This is a genomic window from Parabacteroides caeci, assembly GCF_023656795.1.
Classification (GTDB): domain Bacteria; phylum Bacteroidota; class Bacteroidia; order Bacteroidales; family Tannerellaceae; genus Parabacteroides; species Parabacteroides segnis.
Window position 1 is genome coordinate 14995 of record NZ_JAMOKT010000056.1, and the last position, 21141, is coordinate 36135.

At 44.4% G+C, this 21141-nt stretch carries 8 protein-coding genes; 7 read left to right on the top strand and 1 reads right to left on the bottom strand.

The features are described 5' to 3' along the window. Positions 1-9 precede the first annotated feature (9 nt). The gene (locus tag NBH15_RS22385) at positions 10-2382 is read left to right on the top strand and encodes an ABC transporter permease (RefSeq protein WP_250823588.1); all 2373 of its coding nucleotides are present in this window, start codon (positions 10-12) and stop codon (positions 2380-2382) included. 159 nt (positions 2383-2541) lie between these two features. Further along, positions 2542-4899 carry an ABC transporter permease gene (locus tag NBH15_RS22390; protein WP_128134195.1) on the top strand — a complete coding sequence of 786 codons (2358 nt, stop codon included), beginning with the start codon at positions 2542-2544 and terminating at the stop codon, positions 4897-4899. 668 nt (positions 4900-5567) lie between these two features. Here NBH15_RS22390 and rbp read toward each other — a convergent pair. Beyond that, on the bottom strand, positions 5568-5813 hold the full coding sequence (gene rbp, locus NBH15_RS22395) for an RNA-binding regulator (protein WP_007653338.1): 246 nt from the start codon (positions 5811-5813) through the stop codon (positions 5568-5570). A 368-nt stretch (positions 5814-6181) separates the two neighbouring features. Between rbp and NBH15_RS22400 the strand changes: the two genes are divergently transcribed. The 5 genes from NBH15_RS22400 (at position 6182) to NBH15_RS22420 (ending at position 21111) form a co-directional block, all read left to right on the top strand. Further along, positions 6182-9601 (top strand): glycoside hydrolase family 2 protein, encoded by a 3420-nt coding sequence (locus NBH15_RS22400; protein WP_287625860.1) that lies wholly within the window; start codon positions 6182-6184, stop codon positions 9599-9601. Positions 9602-9744: 143 nt separating this feature from the next. Next, positions 9745-11889: a TIM-barrel domain-containing protein gene (locus tag NBH15_RS22405; RefSeq protein WP_250823590.1), complete on the top strand. Its 2145-nt coding sequence runs from the start codon at positions 9745-9747 to the stop codon at positions 11887-11889. 188 nt (positions 11890-12077) lie between these two features. Further along, positions 12078-15248: a glycoside hydrolase family 2 protein gene (locus tag NBH15_RS22410; RefSeq protein WP_250823591.1), complete on the top strand. Its 3171-nt coding sequence runs from the start codon at positions 12078-12080 to the stop codon at positions 15246-15248. 170 nt (positions 15249-15418) lie between these two features. Next, entirely contained in the window at positions 15419-18799 is a 3381-nt protein-coding gene (locus NBH15_RS22415) for an endo-alpha-N-acetylgalactosaminidase family protein (RefSeq protein WP_250823592.1), read from the top strand. A 23-nt stretch (positions 18800-18822) separates the two neighbouring features. After that, positions 18823-21111 carry a glycosyl hydrolase family 95 catalytic domain-containing protein gene (locus NBH15_RS22420; RefSeq protein WP_250823593.1) on the top strand — a complete coding sequence of 763 codons (2289 nt, stop codon included), beginning with the start codon at positions 18823-18825 and terminating at the stop codon, positions 21109-21111. Positions 21112-21141: the final 30 nt, after the last annotated feature.

Below are 21141 nucleotides of genomic sequence, written 5' to 3' on the forward strand. Positions count from 1 at the left end.
CAAACTGATATGAAGACAATATTAAGGAACTTTTTCAGCGTGCTGCGCCGTTTCAGTCTGGCCGCTTTCCTGAATGTTGCGGGGTTGGCTGTTGCTTTTGCAACCTTTATCATTATTATGATACAGATCAGCTTCGAACGTAATTTCGATCGTTGTCATCCGACGGCCGACCGTATTTACCGGGTGGAATTGAGTGGTGAGGAGATAGAAGCGGAGGCCGGGACATTTTCCCGTATTCTTCCGCGAGGATTGATCGAGGCTGTAATAGGATCATCTCCCCATATCGAGGCTGGTAGCCTGATTTTTCCTTATAGTCCGGCCATCTATTTTACGGTGACGGAGAACGGCGAACGGGAAGGCTATCATGAATTGATTCAGACTTGCCATCCGGCACTGACCCATGTATTCGATTTCCCGATCATCGAAGGAGATATCGATTGCCTGAACGATCCTGAGAAACTGATCTTACCGGAAAGTATGGCTCGTAAGATGTTTGGAAAACAGTCGGCTGTAGGTAAGGCATTACATGCTGAAGAGCAAATAATGAGCAAGAATGTAAGGAATTTTACTGTCGGAGCCGTTTATAAAGACTTCCCGGAAAATACGCAGATTCGTAACCTTATTTATACGGGTATCGATAATACTATGCGTGAGAATTTCGGATCCAGTAGTTTTATGTGTTTCCTTTTACTGGATAATCCGGAATCGGCCCGGCTTGTTACGGACAACTTCAATGCGAACTTCGACTTTTCCAAGTTGGGAAGTGGGAAGGTACAGATAAAGTTGACGCCTCTTACGGACATTTATTATATGAATGAAAGCCAGGATGGTACGATTTTCCGCAGCGGTAATAAAGAAGTGACCTGGCTGCTTTTTTTTATTGCCTTACTGATCATTATAGTGGCTGCCATCAATTTTACGAATTTCAATACTTCGTTGACGCCGATGCGTATCAGGAGTATCAATACCCAGAAAGTGTTAGGCAGTCCGGATTGCGTATTACGTCGGGCTTTATTGGCCGAAGCTGCTATAACCAGTCTGGTGGCCTGGCTGGCGAGCCTGTTCATTGTGCATGTGCTGGCTACGACCGGTACCATGCCGTTTATAGAGGCCGATTTGAGTATAATAGATAACCTGCCGATTGTCTTATTGACCGGTGTTATCGCATTGGTTACCGGCATACTGGCCGGATTATATCCTTCCTGGTACGTGACCTCCTTTCCTCCGGCCCTGGTGCTGAAAGGAAGTTTCGGGCTTTCACCGTCGGGACGCAAATTACGTACGGTGTTGATCGGTATCCAATATGTGGTATCTATTTTATTAATTATCAGTGCTTGTTTTGTTCATTTGCAGAATAAATATATGCGTGGTTATTCGCTGGGATTTGATAAAGATCAGATCGCGATCGTTCCTTTGAGCAGTGACCTGTATATTAATTCTCATGAGACCTATGTTAATCGCCTGAAGGAATTTTCCGGTATCGAAGATGTGGCTTTTTCTCTGGAGAAGGTCGGTTCGCAGGATGGTTACAGTACGAACAGCGGTTCTGTCAAGGAAAATGATTTCCACTTCTTTATGATCTTTGTTTCCGCAAATTTCCTGCGTGTGATGGGAATCCCGGTAGAAGAGGGGCGTGACTTTTATCCGGCCGATGAAATGGCTGAAACGCCTTCTTACATTTTTAATTGTACGGCAAAACAGGAAGTAGGCATGGAAGTGGGGGATAAAATGGATTCGTGGGCTTCGGGTGATATTGTCGGGTTGACAGGCAATGTCAAGTTTACTTCGCTTCGAGAGGGAGAAAGTAATATCGGTTTTGTGACAGGGAAACTGCCTTATCCGCTAACTACTTCTTATATACGCCTGAAAGCCGGGGCAGATGTCGATGCAACCGTTTCACATATTTATAAAACACTGGCTGATATAGATCCGGCTTATCCGGTCGAGATCGAGTTTTATGATGCTGTGTTCAACGAATTATATCATAAGGAAGAGAATTTGCGTAGCCTGATCACGGTATTCAGCCTTTTGGCGATCATTATTTCACTTGTGGGTGTCTTTAATCTGGTGGTATTCGATACACAATATCGCCGGAAAGAGATCGGTCTCCGAAAAGTGCATGGTGCGACTATCGGTGAGGTTTTGAAGATGCTGAACAGTTCCTATATTTATATTGTCCTGATTTGCTTTGTGCTGGCAGTACCGATTGGTTATTATGGGATCAGTAAGTGGCTGGAGAGTTTTGCCTATAAGACACCGATGTTTTGGTGGGTCTATCCGCTGGCTTTGATTATTGTACTGACTATTACTGTCGGTACGGTGACTTACCAGAGCTGGCAGGCAGCTAATGCTAACCCGGTGGATAGTTTGAAGTCGGAGTAACAGCGTTTTACATAGAATCTGTTTCAATGTCTAATAATTTGACAGTATTGTCTAATTATTAGACATTGTTCTTTTCTGGCGATTGGGCTAATATTCTGTTATTCTGCGTGTTGTTGCTTTGGCATGTAATTTGAATTACCAAAGCAAACATAAATGATAATGAAAACAATACTAAGAAACTTTTTAAGCGTACTGCGTAGGTTCAAGATGGCAACCTTTTTGAATGTGGCGGGACTGGCTGTTGCATTTGCAGCCTTTATCGTTATTCTGATACAGGTAAATTATGAACGTAGTTTTGATCGTTGCCATCCGACGGCGGAAAGAGTTTTCAGAGTGGAGTTGGAAACTCCCGGTACATTCGGTCTTATTTTACCTCGTGGATTTGTAGAAACTGTTATCCAGTCATCCCCGCATATTGAAGCCGGGTCGTTGATCTATCCTTATAATCCGGCTATTTATTTCTCTGTCATAGAGAATGGAGAAAAGATAGGTTACCGTGAACCGGTATATACCTGTAACCCTGAGATTACCCGTGTCTTTGATTTCCCGATATTGGAAGGGGATATCGATTGTTTGAAAGATCCCGATAAGCTCATTTTACCTGAAAGCATAGCTCGGAAAATTTTTGGAGACCAACCGGCTGTAGGTAAAATGTTGCATGCCGAAGAGTATGTTGAGACCAAAGATAACCGTGAATATACCGTAGGTGCCGTTTATAAAGATTTCCCCGGGAACACCCAGATGAGGAATCTGATCTATACGGCTATCGGACCGACTTTTCAGTGGGATAATTTTGGGGCGAGTAATTTTGCCTGTTATGTGTTGCTGGATAAAGCGGAATCTGCACAGGATGTGGTTGATAACTTCAATGCAAATTTTGATTTTACTAAAATAGGAAATAAAGGTCAACAGCTCAAACTTACCCCTCTCACAGCTATTTATTATCTGAATGAAAGCCAGGACGGAATGATTTTCCGCAGTGGAAATAACGAAGTGACCTTGTTGTTATTTTTTATCGCTTTATTGATCATTATCGTAGCTGCTATCAATTTTACCAACTTCAGTACGGCCCTGACACCTCTTCGTATTAAGAGTATCAACACCCAAAAGGTACTGGGCAGTTCTGATAGATTATTACGAAACGCTTTGCTGGCGGAGGCTGCTATTGTCAGTCTTATAGCCTGGTCGATCAGTTTGGTTCTGGTTTGGATGCTTGGCAGGGCAACCGCTTTACCTTTTGTGGAAGCTGATTTGAGTATCCTGAAGAATCTGCCGATTATTTTGATTACGGGTGGGGTGGCATTGCTGACCGGAGTGGTCGCCGGATTATATCCTTCCTGGTATGTAACCTCTTTTCCGCCAGCACTGGTGCTGAAAGGCAGTTTCGGACTTTCTCCGTCCGGTCGTAAACTGCGTACCATTTTGGTCAGTGTACAATTTATAGTTTCTATCCTGTTGATTATCGGGGCTAGCTTTGTGCAGTTACAAAATGATTATATGCGTAGTTTCTCGCTTGGTTTCGATAAGGATCAGATCGCTATTGTGGAATTAAGCGGAGAACTTTATAAAAAACATCATGAGACATATGTAAACCGGTTGAAGGAATTTCCGGATATCGAGGATGTTGCCTTTGCCATGGAAAAAGTGGCTTCAAAAGATGGTTACAGTACCAATGGAGCTGTTTTGAAGCAAAAGGAGTTTCAATTTTTTATGATCATGACTTCTTCCAATTTCCTCCGGGTGATGGGTATTCCGGTTGAAGAGGGGCGCGATTTCTCTTTGTCCGATGAGTTATCGGAAGAACCTGTTTATATATTTAATGAGGCAGCCAAACTGGCGGTAAATATGGAACAGGGAGATATTCTTCAGTCATGGGTTCCCGGACGTATTATCGGATTTACCGGAAATGTGAAGTTTACCTCTCTTCGCAACGGAGAGAACAATATTGCTTTTGTGGTGTCAAAAATGCCATATCCGATGTCTGTCTCTTATATTCGTCTGAAAGCGGGATCCGATGTGCATGCAGCTGTTAATCATATCCGTAAGACATTGGCGGATCTTGATCCGGCCTATCCGTTTGATGTGCAGTTTTATGATACGATCTTTAATCATTTGTATCATAAGGAAGAGAATTTGCGTAGCCTGATTACTGTCTTTAGCATATTGGCAATAATCATATCGCTTGTAGGAGTATTCGGATTAGTCGTATTCGATACACAGTATCGTCGGAAAGAAATCGGTGTGCGTAAGGTACATGGGGCGACTAACAGTGAAATTCTGAAGATGCTTAACCGTTCATATATTTATATTGTACTAGTTTGTTTTGCCCTGGCTGCGCCGGTCGGCTACTATGGCATTAAGAAATGGCTGGAAAGTTTTGCCTATAAGACACCGATGTACTGGTGGGTATATCTGGCCGCATTGACAATTGTGCTGGTCATTACGATAGGAACAGTCACATTCCAGAGTTGGCGGGCGGCAAATGCCAATCCGGTAGATAGTTTGAAGGCGCAATAAGTATTTCAACTAAACAGATTTACTACCATGTTTTTTTGAAATTAACTGTCATACTATCATTTGTTTATGTAATGTGTTGTATATGTGTGTGTTGTCTTATGATAGTTGCCGCTTTTAACTATCACTTATCTATCACGCAACTATCATAGCCTGCTTGAAAAGACGGATAGATAAGTACTTCTTTTCAGTAAGTATACTGTTCAAAATCAGATGGATAGTAATATAAGTCGCTTGACACCCGGGTCTTGATATGCCCGACACCCGGGTGTAAGCATCGTTGAGATGGGGGTGTGAAATAGGTCGAAATGGGCATGCCGGCAACAAAAAATAGGTATTCGGATGAAAATAAGTCATAGGTTTGAGATAAAAAGGTAGTAGGGCGACGAATTATAAGAGGTGGTATCGAACGGTTACAGGTACTTTTTATGAGTTGAAATGACTGTTCTTTGGTTAAAATATCGTTAAAATGATGGTTGTATGATAGATTAGTGATAGTTAAAAGCGGTAACTGTCATAGGTTAATGTGCCTGTATATAGATACTTACACGAGGGAATGATAGTATGATAGTTGATTTGTAGAAAACCCTGTACTATAAACGCAAAAAAAGGATATCCCATATGGAATATCCTTTCTCCTACTGATATATAATAAATATAATGTCAGTCAATTAGTTTCTTGGAAGTGCTTCTTTCACTACCATTGCCCGGCCTTCGTATTCTGCACCGTTTAATTCGTTGATAGCTTTGAAGGCTTCTGCATTTTCCGGCATTTCAACAAAAGCGAAACCTTTCGATCTTCTGGTATCGCGGTCTACAATAAGTTTTACAGAATCAACTGTTCCGAACTCTTCCATTACATCTCTCAAATCTGATTCCTTAACATTGTAGCTAAGGTTACCAATATACATGTTCATAAATATAAAAATAAAAAATTAATAATATAACAATAAAACTTTAGGAAGGTCTTTATCAGAGATGGAAATACTCAATGCTTATTACTGAGGAGATACATGTGAAAGTAAGATCGAAATAAATCTCTTATTGTTTCTAGTGCAAAGGAACGGAAATAATTCGGATAATGAACTATATATCTTGTTTATTATTCTATAATATATTATTATTATGAAATAAGGCCATTAATTTAGTAATATGCCGTTATTCCGTTTTGTATAAGTTTATTCGGTATTAGTTCCATCCTCTCGTTTTTTCTATCGGAAAAATATACGGGTAAAGCGGACATATATTCGTAATATTGCAGTAGAAATACTAAATATGATATAGCATGAATAACCTTGAACGATCCAGGCACAGGAGGCCTGTTCTGAGTACCTTGATCTTGTTACTTTCGATTGTAACAATGAGCGCACAAACAACGACCTTGCATCCGGTTGCTTCCAACGACTGTGGTGTGGACGGCAAACAACCGTTTCTGGTGAAAGGCGATAATTATACCATGCCCGATGAAACGGGAGGAAGTATGACGGCAAGAACCTGCAATTTCGGAGGGACTGTTATCTATGCTTTCGACCGTTTGGATATACAGGCGGATTACCAGTTGGAGGTAGTCTATCTGGCGGATAGCGAGCGCCGGCAACGGATCGTAGCCGATGGAAACGAGGTACAGGCTCCTGTCGTTCTTGAAAAAGGGAAGGAACAGCGTTACCGTATCGACCTGCCGAAAAAGGCATTTGCCTATGGGCAGCTGGTACTGGTTTTCGAAGTATTGAAAGGACCGAATGCCATTGTTTCAGAATTGAATCTTTATTCATCCAATCCAAAGAAACCGATTCCGTTTGAAGGGGATAAAAAGTTGGCGCTGGCACAGACACAAAGTTACCGGGTGGATACGACCGTGAATGTGGAAGAACATCTTCCGGTTTATACAACTGTTCCGTACAGTGTGCCGGGCGTGTACAATCCGGTTCTCTCATTGAACGGGACCTGGCAGTTTAATCCGTCTCCGAAAGCTGATTTTTATACCCGCAAGGCCGATACGGACGGATGGCATCCGATTGTTGTACCCGGACAATGGTCGATGCAGGGATTCAAAGTCGATTCTGCCGGCTTTGGAGGTTATCAGACTATTTTTACGTTGCCGGCAGACTGGAAAGGCAAGCAGGTGAAGTTGCGTTTCGACGGTGTATCCAGCGAATGTATTGTCTGGCTGAACGGAAAAGAGATAGGAACCCATATGGGAGGTATGACTGCGTTTGAGTTGGATGCTACCACAGCTTTGCAACCGGGAGAAAACAGATTAGCACTGAAGGTCCGTAGCGAATCGCTGGCTGATATGCTGGGAAGCTTGACGCAGTATGCCGCTCATCAACTGGGAGGTATTACGCGCAAAGTCACGCTCTTTGCCGTACCCGATGTGCATATTTCCGATCTCCGTATCGTGACGGAGTTGGATGAACAATATAAGGATGCCGAACTCAACGTGTATCTGGCTGTGACAAATGCCGGAAGGGAGACGGAGAAGAATATAGCAGCGCGTCTTTCTATCGGCGGTCTTCCCGTTGTTCTCGATCAGGCAATTCCGGAACTGTCTCCGGGCCAAACCTGGACCGGCTGGTTAACCGGAAAAGTGGCCGATCCCCGGAAATGGGATAATGAGCATCCTTATTTATATACGATGAAAATAGAATTGGGAAATGCGGACGTAACCACTGAACAGATAGAAAAACGTTTCGGTTTCCGTGAAGTAGAAGTACAGGGCAACCGTCTGTTGGTAAACGGCAAGCCGGTAAAGTTGAGAGGCGTCTGCCGTCATGAAGCGCATCCGCTTACCGGGCGTGTCATGACTCCGGAACTGGAACGGAAAGATGTGGAATTATATCGTGCCGCTAACTGTAACTTTATCCGTACGTCACATTATCCTCCTTGCGAAGAATTACTTGAAATCTGTGATGAACTGGGAATGTTTGTCGAAGTGGAAGCGCCTGTTTGCTGGATTGGTCATCATGCGAATGAGAACTGGAAAGAACTCGATTATCAGGATAGTACATATTATCCGTATGTCTTGCAGGCAAATATGGAGACAATCCATTTCTACCGGAATCATCCGTCCGTTATCTTCTGGTCGATTGCTAACGAGTCATATTGGAACAAGGAGTTTGCCCAGGTTGAGGTGTATGTGAAGAAAGCCGATCCGACTCGTCCGCATACTTTCCATGACCAGGCATACGGTGGTTTCAACAACCAGGGAAGTACGGCTCCAATCTCCAATATTCACTATCCCGGACCGGGCGGATATAAGGTTGCCGCCAAGAGCGACCGTCCGATGGTGTATGGGGAATATTGCCACCTGAATGTTTACAACCGCAGCGAGTTGGTGACCGATCCCGGTGTACGTAGCGACTGGGCGCTGGCACTGTCTCCGACCTGGGAGAATATGTATAAGACGGATGGCGTGCTGGGCGGTTCTATCTGGTCGGGTATCGACGATATTTTCCAATTGCCGAATGGGGATGCTGTGGGGTACGGTCCGTGGGGGCCGATAGACGGATGGCGTCGTCCGAAACCGGAATATTGGGATATGAAAAAGATATATAGTCCGATTCGTGTGCAAACAGACCGGTTGTCGCCTGCTAAAGAGTTGGTTATTAATTTGGAAAACAGATATACCTATACTGATTTCAATGAATTGCAACTCAACTGGAAATATGGGGATGAACGAGGAGTTTCTTTTGCCTCGATTAAGCCGGGAGAGAGCGGTCAGATACGTATTCCGATTATGAATCCGGATCAGGCAAACGAGTTGTATCTTTCTTTTACCGATCCGCGCGGTTTCATTGCCGACGAGTATATCATTCCGGTAGGTAAACAGGTTCAGAATGAATTACCGGAATTGCAGCCGCTTACGACACAACTGAAGAAGGCAAGTGACCGTTACCGCATTACCGGTAAAAACTTTATTTGTGAAGTGAGCCGCACGACCGGACAAATCCTGTCATTGAAACAGGGAAAGCAGGAGATACTGAACGGCGGTCCGTGGCTGATGGCGCTTCCTTTGAATGGCGGCGGTTGTTATCCGAACCATAATGCAAATACTCCTTTATTTAATGATATTTGTACGGAATGGAACCCAACGGAAATCGATGCGGCAAAAGTCGGTGACGATGTAGTTGTCACGGTGAAAGGAAGCTATAAAGAGTTTGAAGGAAGCTATAAACTGACTGTCAACGCAGCCGGAAAACTTTCTGTCAGCTATTCATTTAATGCGCTGGCTGACGTAAATCCCCGCCAATGGGGATTGGTTTTTGAGGCCCCGGCAACCTTCAATAAAACATTCTGGCGTCGCGATGGCCTGTGGAGTGTTTATCCGGAAGACCATATCAGTCGTCCGGTAGGAGAGGCAGACCTGTTTTATTCCGGTTTACCCTCGCATCTCAATCCGCGAGTGGAGCCGACCTGGTCGTGGAGCCTCGATTACAATGAATTGGGAAGCAACGATTTCCGCTCTACCCGTCGTAATATCTGGTACGCCGGCCTAACCAATGCCGCAGGCAATAAGGTAACCGCCGTTTCAGATGGCAAACAGCACTGGCGTTCATGGTTGGAAAAAGACCGTATCCGTTTCCTGGTGGCTGATTTCGTCACTGCCGGCAACGAAATGTTCCTGGGCAGCTACTATGCTCCGTTCAGAAAACCGTTAAAGGCTGGGGATACGATTGGAGGGACAATAACCTTACATGCAGAGTAAAATAAGGTTATGAATAGTGAACGTTGAAAATAGATTAAAAGATGGATTATCGAATGATTGTCCATCTTTTATCTTATATAGTCTATTTGTTCTTTTAGGGAAAAACTCTTATTTTGCGGAGTAAATACGTATATAACAATACCATGAGAAGACTTACCTTATTATTTGCGTCTATCGGCTTAGTCATGACAGCCTATAGTCAACCGAACGTAACCCCAAAAGAATGGGGCAATAATGAATATGCCGGAATATGGAAACTTTCAGTAGGCACACCCGAAAAGATCAACCTGCTGAGCGAACTCGATATAACTCCGAAGAAAGAAGCCTTGCAGCAGATGGCGGAAGGTCGGTTACCTATATCACCGGCTGATGTAAAAATAGAGTTAAGGGATGGCAAAACGTATATCAGTTTCCCGTTGGAAAAAGGGGAGAAGATATTCGGTTTGGGGCTTAACTTCAAAACCGTTGAACAACGGGGCCGTATCATGCGGCTGCATATGGATCATTACACCGGAAGCGATAACGGCCGTACCCATGCACCGGTTCCTTTCTTCGTCTCTTCCCGCGGATATGGTGTACTGATCAATTCCGCCCGCTATATAGATTTATGGGTAGGAACGGCCGTTCGCAAGGGACCGAATGCCCCGGAGGAACAGGACCGTAATACAGATCCGACCTGGCCTGCACAACCTTATTCCGACAATATCGAAGTCCTGGTTCCCGCACAGGGCGTGGAATTGGTTTTCTTTGCGGGGCCAACCATGCAAGATGTCGTTCGCCGTTACAATCTGTATAATGGTGGTGGCGCTTTGCCTCCGCGTTGGGGACTGGGTTTCTGGCACCGTACACCGACTTTGTTTACCGATAACGATGTAAAGAAAGAGGTGGATGAATTTGAGAAACGTGGATTTCCTCTTTCCGTGATTGGTCTTGAACCGGGATGGCATAGCAAAGCTTATCCTTGTACCTATGAATGGGATAAAACCCGCTTCCCGGATGCTCCCGGCTTTGCCAAAGAGATGCTCGACCGCGATATACGGTTGAACCTTTGGATGAATCCGTATGTATCCAAACATAGTGAAGTATACAATAAGATAAAACCCTATACCGGTTCTCATACGGTCTGGCTGGGTGAGGTTCCCGACTACTCCATGCCTGAGGCCTGTAAAATTATGACCGATCACTTCCGTAAACATCAGGTCGACCTGGGAATAAGCGGATATAAGATGGATGAGAACGATGGTTATGATTCCTGGTTGTGGCCTGACGTAGCTACGTTTCCTTCCGGTATCCCGGCGGAACAGTTGCGTAACTTGTATGGTTCGCTGATGCAACAGGCTACGGTAAAGATGTATCGCGAAAAGAATCTGCGTACTTATGGGCAGGTACGTGCCGGTAATGCGGGAACGAATGCTTATCCTTATGTCCTGTATAATGACTATTACGACCATCGCGGTTTTATCACCGCTTTGATAAACAGTTCTTTTATCGGCGTGTTATGGACACCGGAAGTCCGTTCCTCCAAAACATCGGAAGAATGGCTTCGACGGATGCAGACTGTTTGTTTTTCGCCTATTGCACAGTTGAATGCCTGGGCGGATGGAACGAAACCATGGACTTTTGCAGATGTAGAAGATGATATTCGTGAGATCGCTTTGTTGCGTATTCAGTTGATACCTTATTTATATACCGCTTTTGCCGATTACGCATTCTACGGAACACCTCCGGTACGTGCCATGAATCTGGAAGAAGGTTATTCTGTTGAAGCACAGACGGAAGAAGGTAAGCTGGATGCAACTGAGAATCCGTATGCGATGGCTGTACGCCGGGAAGTGAAAGACCAGTTTATGGTCGGCGAGAATATCCTGGTCGCTCCTTTGTTTGCCGGAGAGAAAGAACGTAAAGTCGTTCTCCCGCAAGGTAAATGGTATGATTTTTACACCGGAAAGTTTGCCGGTGAGGGAGAAGTCATAACTGTTATCCCGGCTGACCGCCATATTCCTGTATATGTAAAAGACGGTGGTATTATCCCACTCTGGCCTGCTATGTCGAAATTCGGTGATCAGAAATATCCGCTGGAAGTACGGCATTATGGAAACAAACCGGGCACATATTCTTTATATGATGATGACGGAAGTTCCTATAATTACGAAAAGGGAGAGTTTACCCGCATCGATCTGACCGTTACGGTTGATAAGAAAGGAAAGAAAAAAGGGAAAGCCGTTCAACCGAAAGGAAAAAAGATTTGGTCATTCAGTGAATATAATTTCAAGTTTATGACGGAATAAGCGTATATTCTTTCCATATCACAGATGCATTTCTTTTGTTTCACAGTTGGATTCCGTTTGTATCACAGTTGAGTTTCTTTTGTTTCACAGCTGTGATATGAATAAAGAATTGGGGTTTATCCTTACAAACTGGCGGGTAAATCATACTGTGACCGGGCTAATAGACTGTATCAGAAACATAATTTTATATGAAGCTAAGCAAAACTATTTCACTAACACTACTTTCTTTAACTCTTGGAAGCTATCTGCACGCGCAGGATATTCAATCGTTGGCAGGAACCTGGCAGTTCAGTCTCGACCCTGCCGATCAGGGGATGAAAGAAAACTGGCAGGACCGTTCGTTTGATAAAACGATTGCCTTGCCGGGAACAACCGATGAGGCGCAATATGGCGGGAAGACGTCCGGTTCCGATTTCGGTATCCTGACCCGTGCTTATAAATACTATGGTCCGGCCTGGTATTCGAGAGAAATTGAAATTCCATCCGAATGGAACGGAAAACGCATTCGGATGGAACTGGAACGCGTCTTATGGGAATCACGTGTTTTTGTAGATGGAAAGGAGGTATCCGTGCAGGATGCTTTGTCTACTCCCCATTACCATGATCTCGGTTATCTATCCCCCGGTAAACATCGGTTGACTATTCGTATCAATAATGATCTGATCTATAATATCGGTGATAAAGGTCATGTCTATACGGAATATACGCAAAGCATTTGGAATGGAGCTGTCGGACGCATACAATTGAAGGCGATCGAACCGGTTCATTTCTCTAATCCGCAGGTGTTTACCAAGGTTTCACCCTGTTCCCTGCAACTGATGGATACCTTGATGAATACTTCCCCTAAAAAGGTCGATGCACGTATAACCTGGCAACTGACAGAGCGTGAGAGTGGAGCAGTTGTTTTTACAGGAACAACCGAACAGCCGTTACATAAGGGAGCGAACGTACTGAATTTTAAAGCATCTATGCCGGAGGGTATCAAGCTATGGAATGATGTCACTCCTCATTTGTATCAGTTGAAAGTTACCGTACGGGATAAAAAGAAAATATACGATACCCGTGAAATCGAGTTTGGTTTCCGGGAAGTGACGACATCCAAATCGAAAGTTCTTATCAACGGAAAACCTGTTTTTCTGCGTGGTAATCTCGATTGCGTGCATTTCCCGCTGACGGGTTATCCGTCCTGTAAGGTAGAAGATTGGGAAAAGATTTTCCGTATTTATAAAGACTACGGTCTGAATCATGTTCGTTTTCATTCCTGGTGTCCTCCGGAAGCGGCTTTTATCGCGGCCGACCGGATCGGTATTTATATCCAGGCAGAAACGATTTGGATCGACTGGTGGATGTCTGTCGAGCAGAAAGAACGAAAAGAGATGGATACCAAAGGCCATCCGCAGGGATTGGGTAAGAATCCTTCGGCCGACCGGTATGTGCAGCAGGAATTAACCCGTATGATCGATGCTTACGGCAACCATCCATCTTTCATTATGCAATGTATCGGTAACGAGTTGGGTAACTCTGATTTCGAAGTGATGGAGTCGTGGATGAAACCCTTGAAAGAAAAAGACTCGCGTCGCCTGTATGCAACTTCAACGGCTCGTAAGATCATGCCGCTCGATCAATATATGGTCACTCATTATATTGACGGATTGGGCGGAACCCGCGGGCTTCGGGGCGGTGCTTCTACCGCCTGGGATTTTGAAGATGTGTATTCACGTTCGGACATCCCCATTCTTTCGCATGAGATCGGACAATGGCCGGTTTATCCGAAATGGGAGGAGATAAAGAAATATACAGGTGTACTGAAGGCCCGTAACTTTGAAGAGTTCCGCGAGCAGGCCTGTAAAAACAAGATCGAGGATCAGAATGAGGAATTTGTTGCAGCTTCCGGTGCCCTGAACCAGATCATGTACAAATATGAAATAGAGTCCTTCCTTCGTACGCCTTCCTGTGCCGGCATCCAGTTGCTTAGTATGCAGGATTATCAGGGACAAGGCGAAGCGTTGATCGGTTGGCTGGATGTTTTTTATGACAGCAAAGGCATTACAACGCCTGAACAGTTCCGTGCACACCATGATACGACAGTTCCTTTGTTACGTATGCCTAAATATGTATGGGAAAACAACGAACCTTTTACGGCTGAAATGCAGTTGGCACATTACGGAACCGAAGATTTGCAGGAGGGGCTTTACTGGAAGATTAAAGATGAAAACAGTAATCTGGTCGCTTCCGGAAAGACTGCATCCCGCCGTTGGCCCGTAGGTACTTCCGAACTGGGAGGTAAAATAAATTGTGATCTTTCTTCTATCTCTGCTGCTCAAAAACTGACGGTTGAAGTCGGTTTGCAGGGACGGCCCATAGTTAACCGTTGGAATATCTGGGTTTATCCGTCTGCAAAGTCTCCGGATAAACCTGTTGTGGCGGAAGATGTGTATGTCACCGACCGGATGGATGCCGAATGCCTGAAACGTTTGGAAAAAGGAGAGAAGGTTCTTTTGCAGGCATCTGCTTTAGGGACGGAAGAAACCTGCGATAAGATTAGTTTTTATCCTTTATATTGGTCGCTGACTTTCTTCCCCGGCCAGGGTAAGAATACGATCGGTATGATTGTTCGTGATAAACATCCGCTGTTTGCCCAGTTCCCGACCGATTCACATAGCGACTGGCAGTGGCAATCCGTTTATAAAGATGCCCGTGCCTTCTATATAAACGACTATCCGGAAAGCTATAAGCCGATTGCGCAGCCGGTCGATGATTTTCATCGGAATAATAAGCTGGCCTCTATCTTTGAGTTGAAAGTAGGAAAAGGGAAATTGCTTGTCTGCGGTTTTGACCTGAAAGATGAAAAGAATCCGGCTGTACGCCAGTTGAAGAACAGCATCCTGCATTATATGAGTTCGGACGATTTCAACCCTTCGTATGAAAAAGATATTGCCTCCTTGCAGAAAATGCTGACTTATGTGGAACCATTGAAGAGCACTGTTACCGGCGAGTTCAGCAATGCTTTACTTTACATCGACTGTGCAGCTCCGGATAAAACCTTTGCCAATAAGAAGACAACATACGAGATAACTCCCGAATGGCAGGCAAAGGAGATGGAGTTGACGATCCAATGTCCTCCGGGAATCATCGGTTCCTTATATGTTTGTTTTGTCGACAAGGATAAGAAAGGACGCACGGGGCATCTTGTCTTCGAAGGTCGTGACTACGAATTGGTAAAACAAGAGAATGAAGAGTCATGGGTTAAACTCCATATTATGCGTGAAGATTCAAACGACGGAATACTTCGTTTGAAAGCAAAGCTGAAGAATGGTCCTGATCTGGTTATTTCAAAAGTGGCTATCGTGGAGGAATAAACATATTATTAGAAGTACGATTGCTTTGTGTTTTGCATAATCTGTGGAATAGTTTGCAAAATACGATATAGTGGAAAAGAGAGCAGGAATATATTTCTTTTATATGTATAGACCTTTTATCTTTGTTAATTTGATTATTGTATATCATATAGGAATTACAAGTAGATACCATGAATAAAATACTTACAATCGGGGTTTTCAGTTTGATCTCTGTCGCCTCTGTTGCCTTATCGCCGGTAGAAAGGGGAATGAAGACCCCTTCATCTGTTTATCGGTTGAGTACGAAAGCGGATAGTCTCATTCTGGTAAATGACTTTTCTGCCGTAAACAGTACTGTCGAGTTTGATCTGTTACCGCAAAACTCATCAGCCCAGGTAGGTGTCTTATTGCGTTATAAGAATGCGAAGGACTGGGTGTATGTTGGATGCAACGAGGCTGCGGATAACTTGGGTTTTGCAGTTTGGTATGTGGAAACACCGGGTGGAAAGATCGAGATTGCGCGCGATATAGCGAAATTATATGCACATCATTTAAGGCATATCAAAGTAAACTGCGTCGGACGTACATTGACAGTTTATGTAGACGGTGAACAAATTGGTCATAAGTATATACCAGACATTACTCTTTCATCCGGACAGACCGGATTTCGTGTACATGATAAAGGTAATGTGCAAATATCTAACGTCGTTTGCCGGGCATTGCCGGAACCCGGCAAAGAAATTGCCAAAAAGAGAAGTGCTTACAGGTTGTCTTCTTCTCGAATGGATGTCCTGCTGAATAAAGATTTTCCATCGATCCAATCCTATACGTGGAAGGATAATCAGGCTCGGTTGAACGGACAGTTATTTGACGTAAAGGGTATCACGATCAACGGAGACTATTATCAACCCAAGGTGACGAGTAAAGTTGAGGCTGATTGTATATTGTATACGTTGAAAGTAAAAGAAATAGGTGTTACACTACATGTTTGCTGCGAAGTAACCGATAATATATTTCAGCTTTCCGTAAAAAAGATCGAAGAAGATGGCGATGTTAAAGTAAAGACACTAGCCTTTCCCGACCATCACCTGGTATCTGTTTCCGCATCCACTCCGAATGCCTCTCTGGCTATTGCCGATAATGTACATTCCGATATATTCTATCCGCTAAAGGATAAGGCTGTTGATAATACCTGTCAATATGGTTCCATCCTTTTGTTGAATTCAGATAAATTGGTGGCAACACTTGAAAGTAATTCTATTTATGGTACCCGTCAGTTTTTATATCAGTCGGTGCAGCTGCCGGGGGAAGTTGTTACCGGTATATGGGGGAATGAGTGGATTTATCGCGGACATGACGGAGAAGTGACTGAACTGCCTTATATAAAAGTAATCCTGTCCGATGATTGTAATCAGGATAATCAGGTAGACTGGCAAGATGGGGCGGTTGCTTTGCAGAAAGTCTATCCGGCACCTTCCGGTGTGGAAAAGTTGCAGAATTCATATGCTACCATTACGATGAATTTTGCCAGTTGCGCTCAATACCCTTTCCTCCGTCAGTTGGATAACATAAAGAAATTCTATCTGGCAACCGACGGTTTCGGACAAATGCTCGAGTTGAAAGGCTACCAGAGTGAAGGACATGACAGTGCTCACCCAGACTATTCCGGCAATTATAACGAGCGGGCAGGCGGTAAAGACGACCTGGCTTTCCTCGCTAAAGAAGCCCGCAAATATAATGCTCACATCGGTGTCCATATCAATCATAGCGAATCGTATCCCGAAGCAAGAGCATTCAACGACAAGATCGTCACCGATATGCCCGGTTGGAGCTGGCTGGATCAGGCATTCTTTATCAATAAAGAAGCAGATATGCTGGCCGGAACTTTTGAGAAGCGTTTGAATCAGCTGAAGGAAGATGTGCCCGATCTCTCTTTCGTCTATCTCGATACGTACCGTGAATATCGTTGGCTAGCCTATCAGACTGCCCGGATTTTCAATCAGAACGGTTGGGCGATCTGGACGGAAGATGCCAATGTCTTCGATAAAGAAGCAACCTGGATTCATTATAATCCTGAGGCCAAGAGCTTGATACATCGCTTTGTGCATCACCAATATCGCGACGGATATGCTAAACATCCGGCATTGCTGGGTGGTTATAACCGGGGGGCCGAGATAGGTTTTATGGGATGGCAGAAAGGACGTGATTTTAATGGCGTGATACGTAATTTCTTTACTAAACAATTGCCTTATCGTTATCTGATGCATTATCCGGTTATGCAACTCGACACCGTTCGTGCCGTACTGGCAGACGGCCTGACTTCTTATTGGGATGAAAAAGAAGAAACTGTCATTCGTAAAGGCGACCGGATACTGATGTCCGGCGGTAACGTATTTATTCCCTGGAATCCGGCTACGGAAGAGAAGATATATCATTATAATGTAAAAGGCGGTAAGACATCCTGGCTACTTCCTGTTTCCTGGAAATCGGTTACAGATGCTTGGTTATATCGCTTGGGAGATACCGGAAAATCATTTGTGGCAAAACTGCCCGTACGCAACGGTGGAGTAGAGATCGAAGCATTGCCGGAAACCGGTTATGTCTTGTATAAAGAAGAAGCAAAACCATCGCCGGCAATGGAGTGGAGTACAGGTAGTCTCGTTAAAGATATGGGCTTTGATAGCCATACATTCGATCATTGGAAAGTGGAAGGAGATGCTGCCGCAGTATCTGTTGAAAGGACGGATTACGGTCAAAGTTATTTATCTGTAAAAGGAGGAGGAGCTGCTAGTGTGAGCCAGCAGATTGAGGGGTTGGCTCCTGGTAAGGAATATGTTGCATCCGTGTGGGTTAATGTAACCGGTCGGAAGGGAGCTGCATTAAGTATACAGACCGGTAGCCAACAGAATGAACAGGTTTCTATTGAAGAAAGTAATGTCTTTAATTATACCGATAATACCGATCGTTTCAAAACGACATGGCAGCGTTTGAAACTTCCTTTCCGGGTTCCGGCCGGTAAAAGTAGCGTTACATTATCTTTATGTGCTGCTGTTTCGGGTGATACGTCTGTTGTCGCCTTTGACGATGTACGTGTCATCGCTTATCAGTCTCCTAAAAAAGCAGGATATGATTATTACGAAGACTTTGAGCATGTAGATGAAGGATGGGGTCCTTTTATCCCTTGCCAACCCAGTGCCTTTACAACACATTTATCTGAAAAGCATGGCATCTATACCGATAATACGATTAATGGTAACTGGTCTTTAGCAACCTGGCGTGAACGGAACGGCGAAGTGTACAGAACCTCTCCGGCTATGATTCGTTTTGTGCCCGGTCAGACGTATGAGATCGAATTCGATTATAAAGTAGACGCTCGTGATGTTTATAAGGTCGTTGGAATCTCTCCATCGGAAAAAGTTCCTGTGTTTTCTTACGATCTGAATCGTCCGGGTAAATGCCGGGTGTGCTTTACGGTTCCCTCATGTACAGACTTTTATATTGCCATTATGAAGCAAGGAAACGGTATGCTGATTATCGATGATTTCGGTATTAAAGGAAAACTTATGCAATAAAATAATACCAATTTATACATATAATGATGAAACATTTATTACTCGTATCGACAGTCTGGCTATTAGCAGCCTGTAATGGTGGAAAGGTCGATCTGCCTGTTACTCCTTCCGAAAGCGATTTGCGATTCTCCAACCTGGCAACTACCTGGGATGAAGGGATGCCGTTAGGAAATGCGACTGTCGGGGCTTTGGTTTGGCAGCGGGATTCGGCATTACGTTTATCCCTGGACAGGACAGACCTCTGGGATTTGCGTCCGATGGATAGTATCTCCGGTCCGAATAACCGGTTTGCCTGGGTTCGTGAACAAGTGAAGAAAAAGGATTATCTTCCGGTTCAGCAGAAATACGACCATCCGTATGACCGTCAACCGGCTCCGTCCAAAATACCGGGGGCGGCGCTGGAGTTCTCTCTGGAAGAACTGGGTTCTCCTTCCGATGTCCGTCTTTATTTGAATGATGCGCTTTGTGAAGCGACGTGGGATAACGGAACCACGTTGAAAACTTTTGTCCATGCCACTGAACCGGTCGGTTGGTTTGTTTTCGAGAATTTACCCTCGTCGATAACTCCTACCTTAATTTCTCCCAAATACAGTACAGGAGGAGATAAAGCCGGAAATTCCGTAGAAGGGCAGGATTTGCGCCGTCTAGGTTATAAACAAGGTACTATTGATGAAGATGCGAATCGGATTACCTATCATCAGGAAGGCTGGAATGGTTTTTCGTATGATGTGAATGTTCGCTGGGAACAGAAAGGAAAGACGCTGTATGGTGTCTGGAGCGTGACTTCTTCATTGGAATCCGATAAGGCAGCAGAAAAGACACAGGAAGCCATGACACGCGGAGTGAATCAGGATTATCTTTCTCACCTGAATTTCTGGAAGAACTATTGGGCGCAGTCATCCGTCACACTTCCGGATCCTGTTTTGCAGAAACAATATGATAATGAAATGTATAAATACGGTTCTGCCACCCGCGAAAACTCTTATCCCATCTCTTTGCAGGCTGTATGGACTGCCGATAACGGTAAACTCCCGCCCTGGAAAGGTGATTATCATCATGACCTGAATACTCAACTCAGCTACTGGCCGACTTATACCGGTAACCATCTGACGGAAGGTCTGGGTTATCTGAATACGCTTTGGAATCAGCGGGATGTCTATAAGGAATATACCCGCCAGTATTTTGAAACGGATGGAATGAATGTCCCTGGTGTATGTACGTTGTTAGGTGTTCCGATGGGAGGATGGATTCAATATTCCATGTCGCAGACGGCCGGAGCCTGGTTGGCACAGCATTTTTATCTTCACTGGAAATATTCGATGGATCGTGATTTCCTGAAAGACCGTGCTTATCCTTTCCTGAAAGATGTGGCTATATACCTGGAACAAATATCCGTGGTGGATGCTCAGGGTGTTCGTAAACTGACCATGAGTTCCAGTCCTGAGATATACGATAATTCGATCAACGCCTGGTTTAAGGATATGACAAACTATGATCTGGCTTTGATGAAGTTCGCTTTCAGTGCCGCGTCTGAACTTGCGTCTGAATTAGAGATTCCGGAAGAGGCCGCTCATTGGAAAAAACTGAATGAACAACTGCCGGAACTGGATGTGGATAAGGATGGTGCCTTGACATTTGCCAAAGGTTTCTCATACGATCAGTCCCACCGTCATTTCTCTCATGCAATGGCTATCCATCCGTTGGGTTTGCTGGATTGGAGCCAGGGTGAGAAATCCCAACAAATCATTAAAGCTACGATAAAGAAGTTGCAGGATTATGGTCCCGATTACTGGACCGGTTATTCATATAGTTGGTTTGGTAATATGAAAGCCCGTGCATTTGACGGTGATGGTGCTGCCCGGGAATTGCGTACATTTGCTGAATGTTTTTGCTTGCGTAATACATTCCATGCCAACGGCGACCAGACAAAAACAGGGAAGTCCAAATTCACATACCGTCCGTTTACCCTGGAAGGTAACTTTGCCTTCGCTGCCGGTATCCAGGAAATGCTTTTGCAAAGTCATACCGGAATCATCCGTGTGTTCCCGGCGATCCCTTCCGACTGGTCGAATGTCTCTTTTGATAACCTTCGTGCCATGGGTGCTTTCCTTATCTCTGCCGAAAAACAGAATGGAAAGATCACCAAACTTCGCATCTATCCTGAACAGGGCGGAACATTACGTCTCGCTTCTCCATTCGGAACAGATGAAGCAGTAGTAACAGGTAATGCCGGAGATGTTACGAACGAAGACGGCATACTATCGTTTGAAACCCGTAAAGGTGAATGGGTAGATATAAAGCCGGCAGGTTAAGTTTATTATTCATTTATGACCATTCCCGCT

What these genes read in the sequence shown, in the direction of transcription:
- NBH15_RS22385 (WP_250823588.1), top strand. Translation starts at nt 10, where the DNA reads ATGAAGACAATATTAAGGAACTTTTTCAGCGTGCTGCGCCGTTTCAGT.
- NBH15_RS22390 (WP_128134195.1), top strand. Translation starts at nt 2,542, where the DNA reads ATGAAAACAATACTAAGAAACTTTTTAAGCGTACTGCGTAGGTTCAAG.
- rbp (WP_007653338.1), bottom strand. Translation starts at nt 5,813, where the DNA reads ATGAACATGTATATTGGTAACCTTAGCTACAATGTTAAGGAATCAGAT.
- NBH15_RS22400 (WP_287625860.1), top strand. Translation starts at nt 6,182, where the DNA reads ATGAATAACCTTGAACGATCCAGGCACAGGAGGCCTGTTCTGAGTACC.
- NBH15_RS22405 (WP_250823590.1), top strand. Translation starts at nt 9,745, where the DNA reads ATGAGAAGACTTACCTTATTATTTGCGTCTATCGGCTTAGTCATGACA.
- NBH15_RS22410 (WP_250823591.1), top strand. Translation starts at nt 12,078, where the DNA reads ATGAAGCTAAGCAAAACTATTTCACTAACACTACTTTCTTTAACTCTT.
- NBH15_RS22415 (WP_250823592.1), top strand. Translation starts at nt 15,419, where the DNA reads ATGAATAAAATACTTACAATCGGGGTTTTCAGTTTGATCTCTGTCGCC.
- NBH15_RS22420 (WP_250823593.1), top strand. Translation starts at nt 18,823, where the DNA reads ATGATGAAACATTTATTACTCGTATCGACAGTCTGGCTATTAGCAGCC.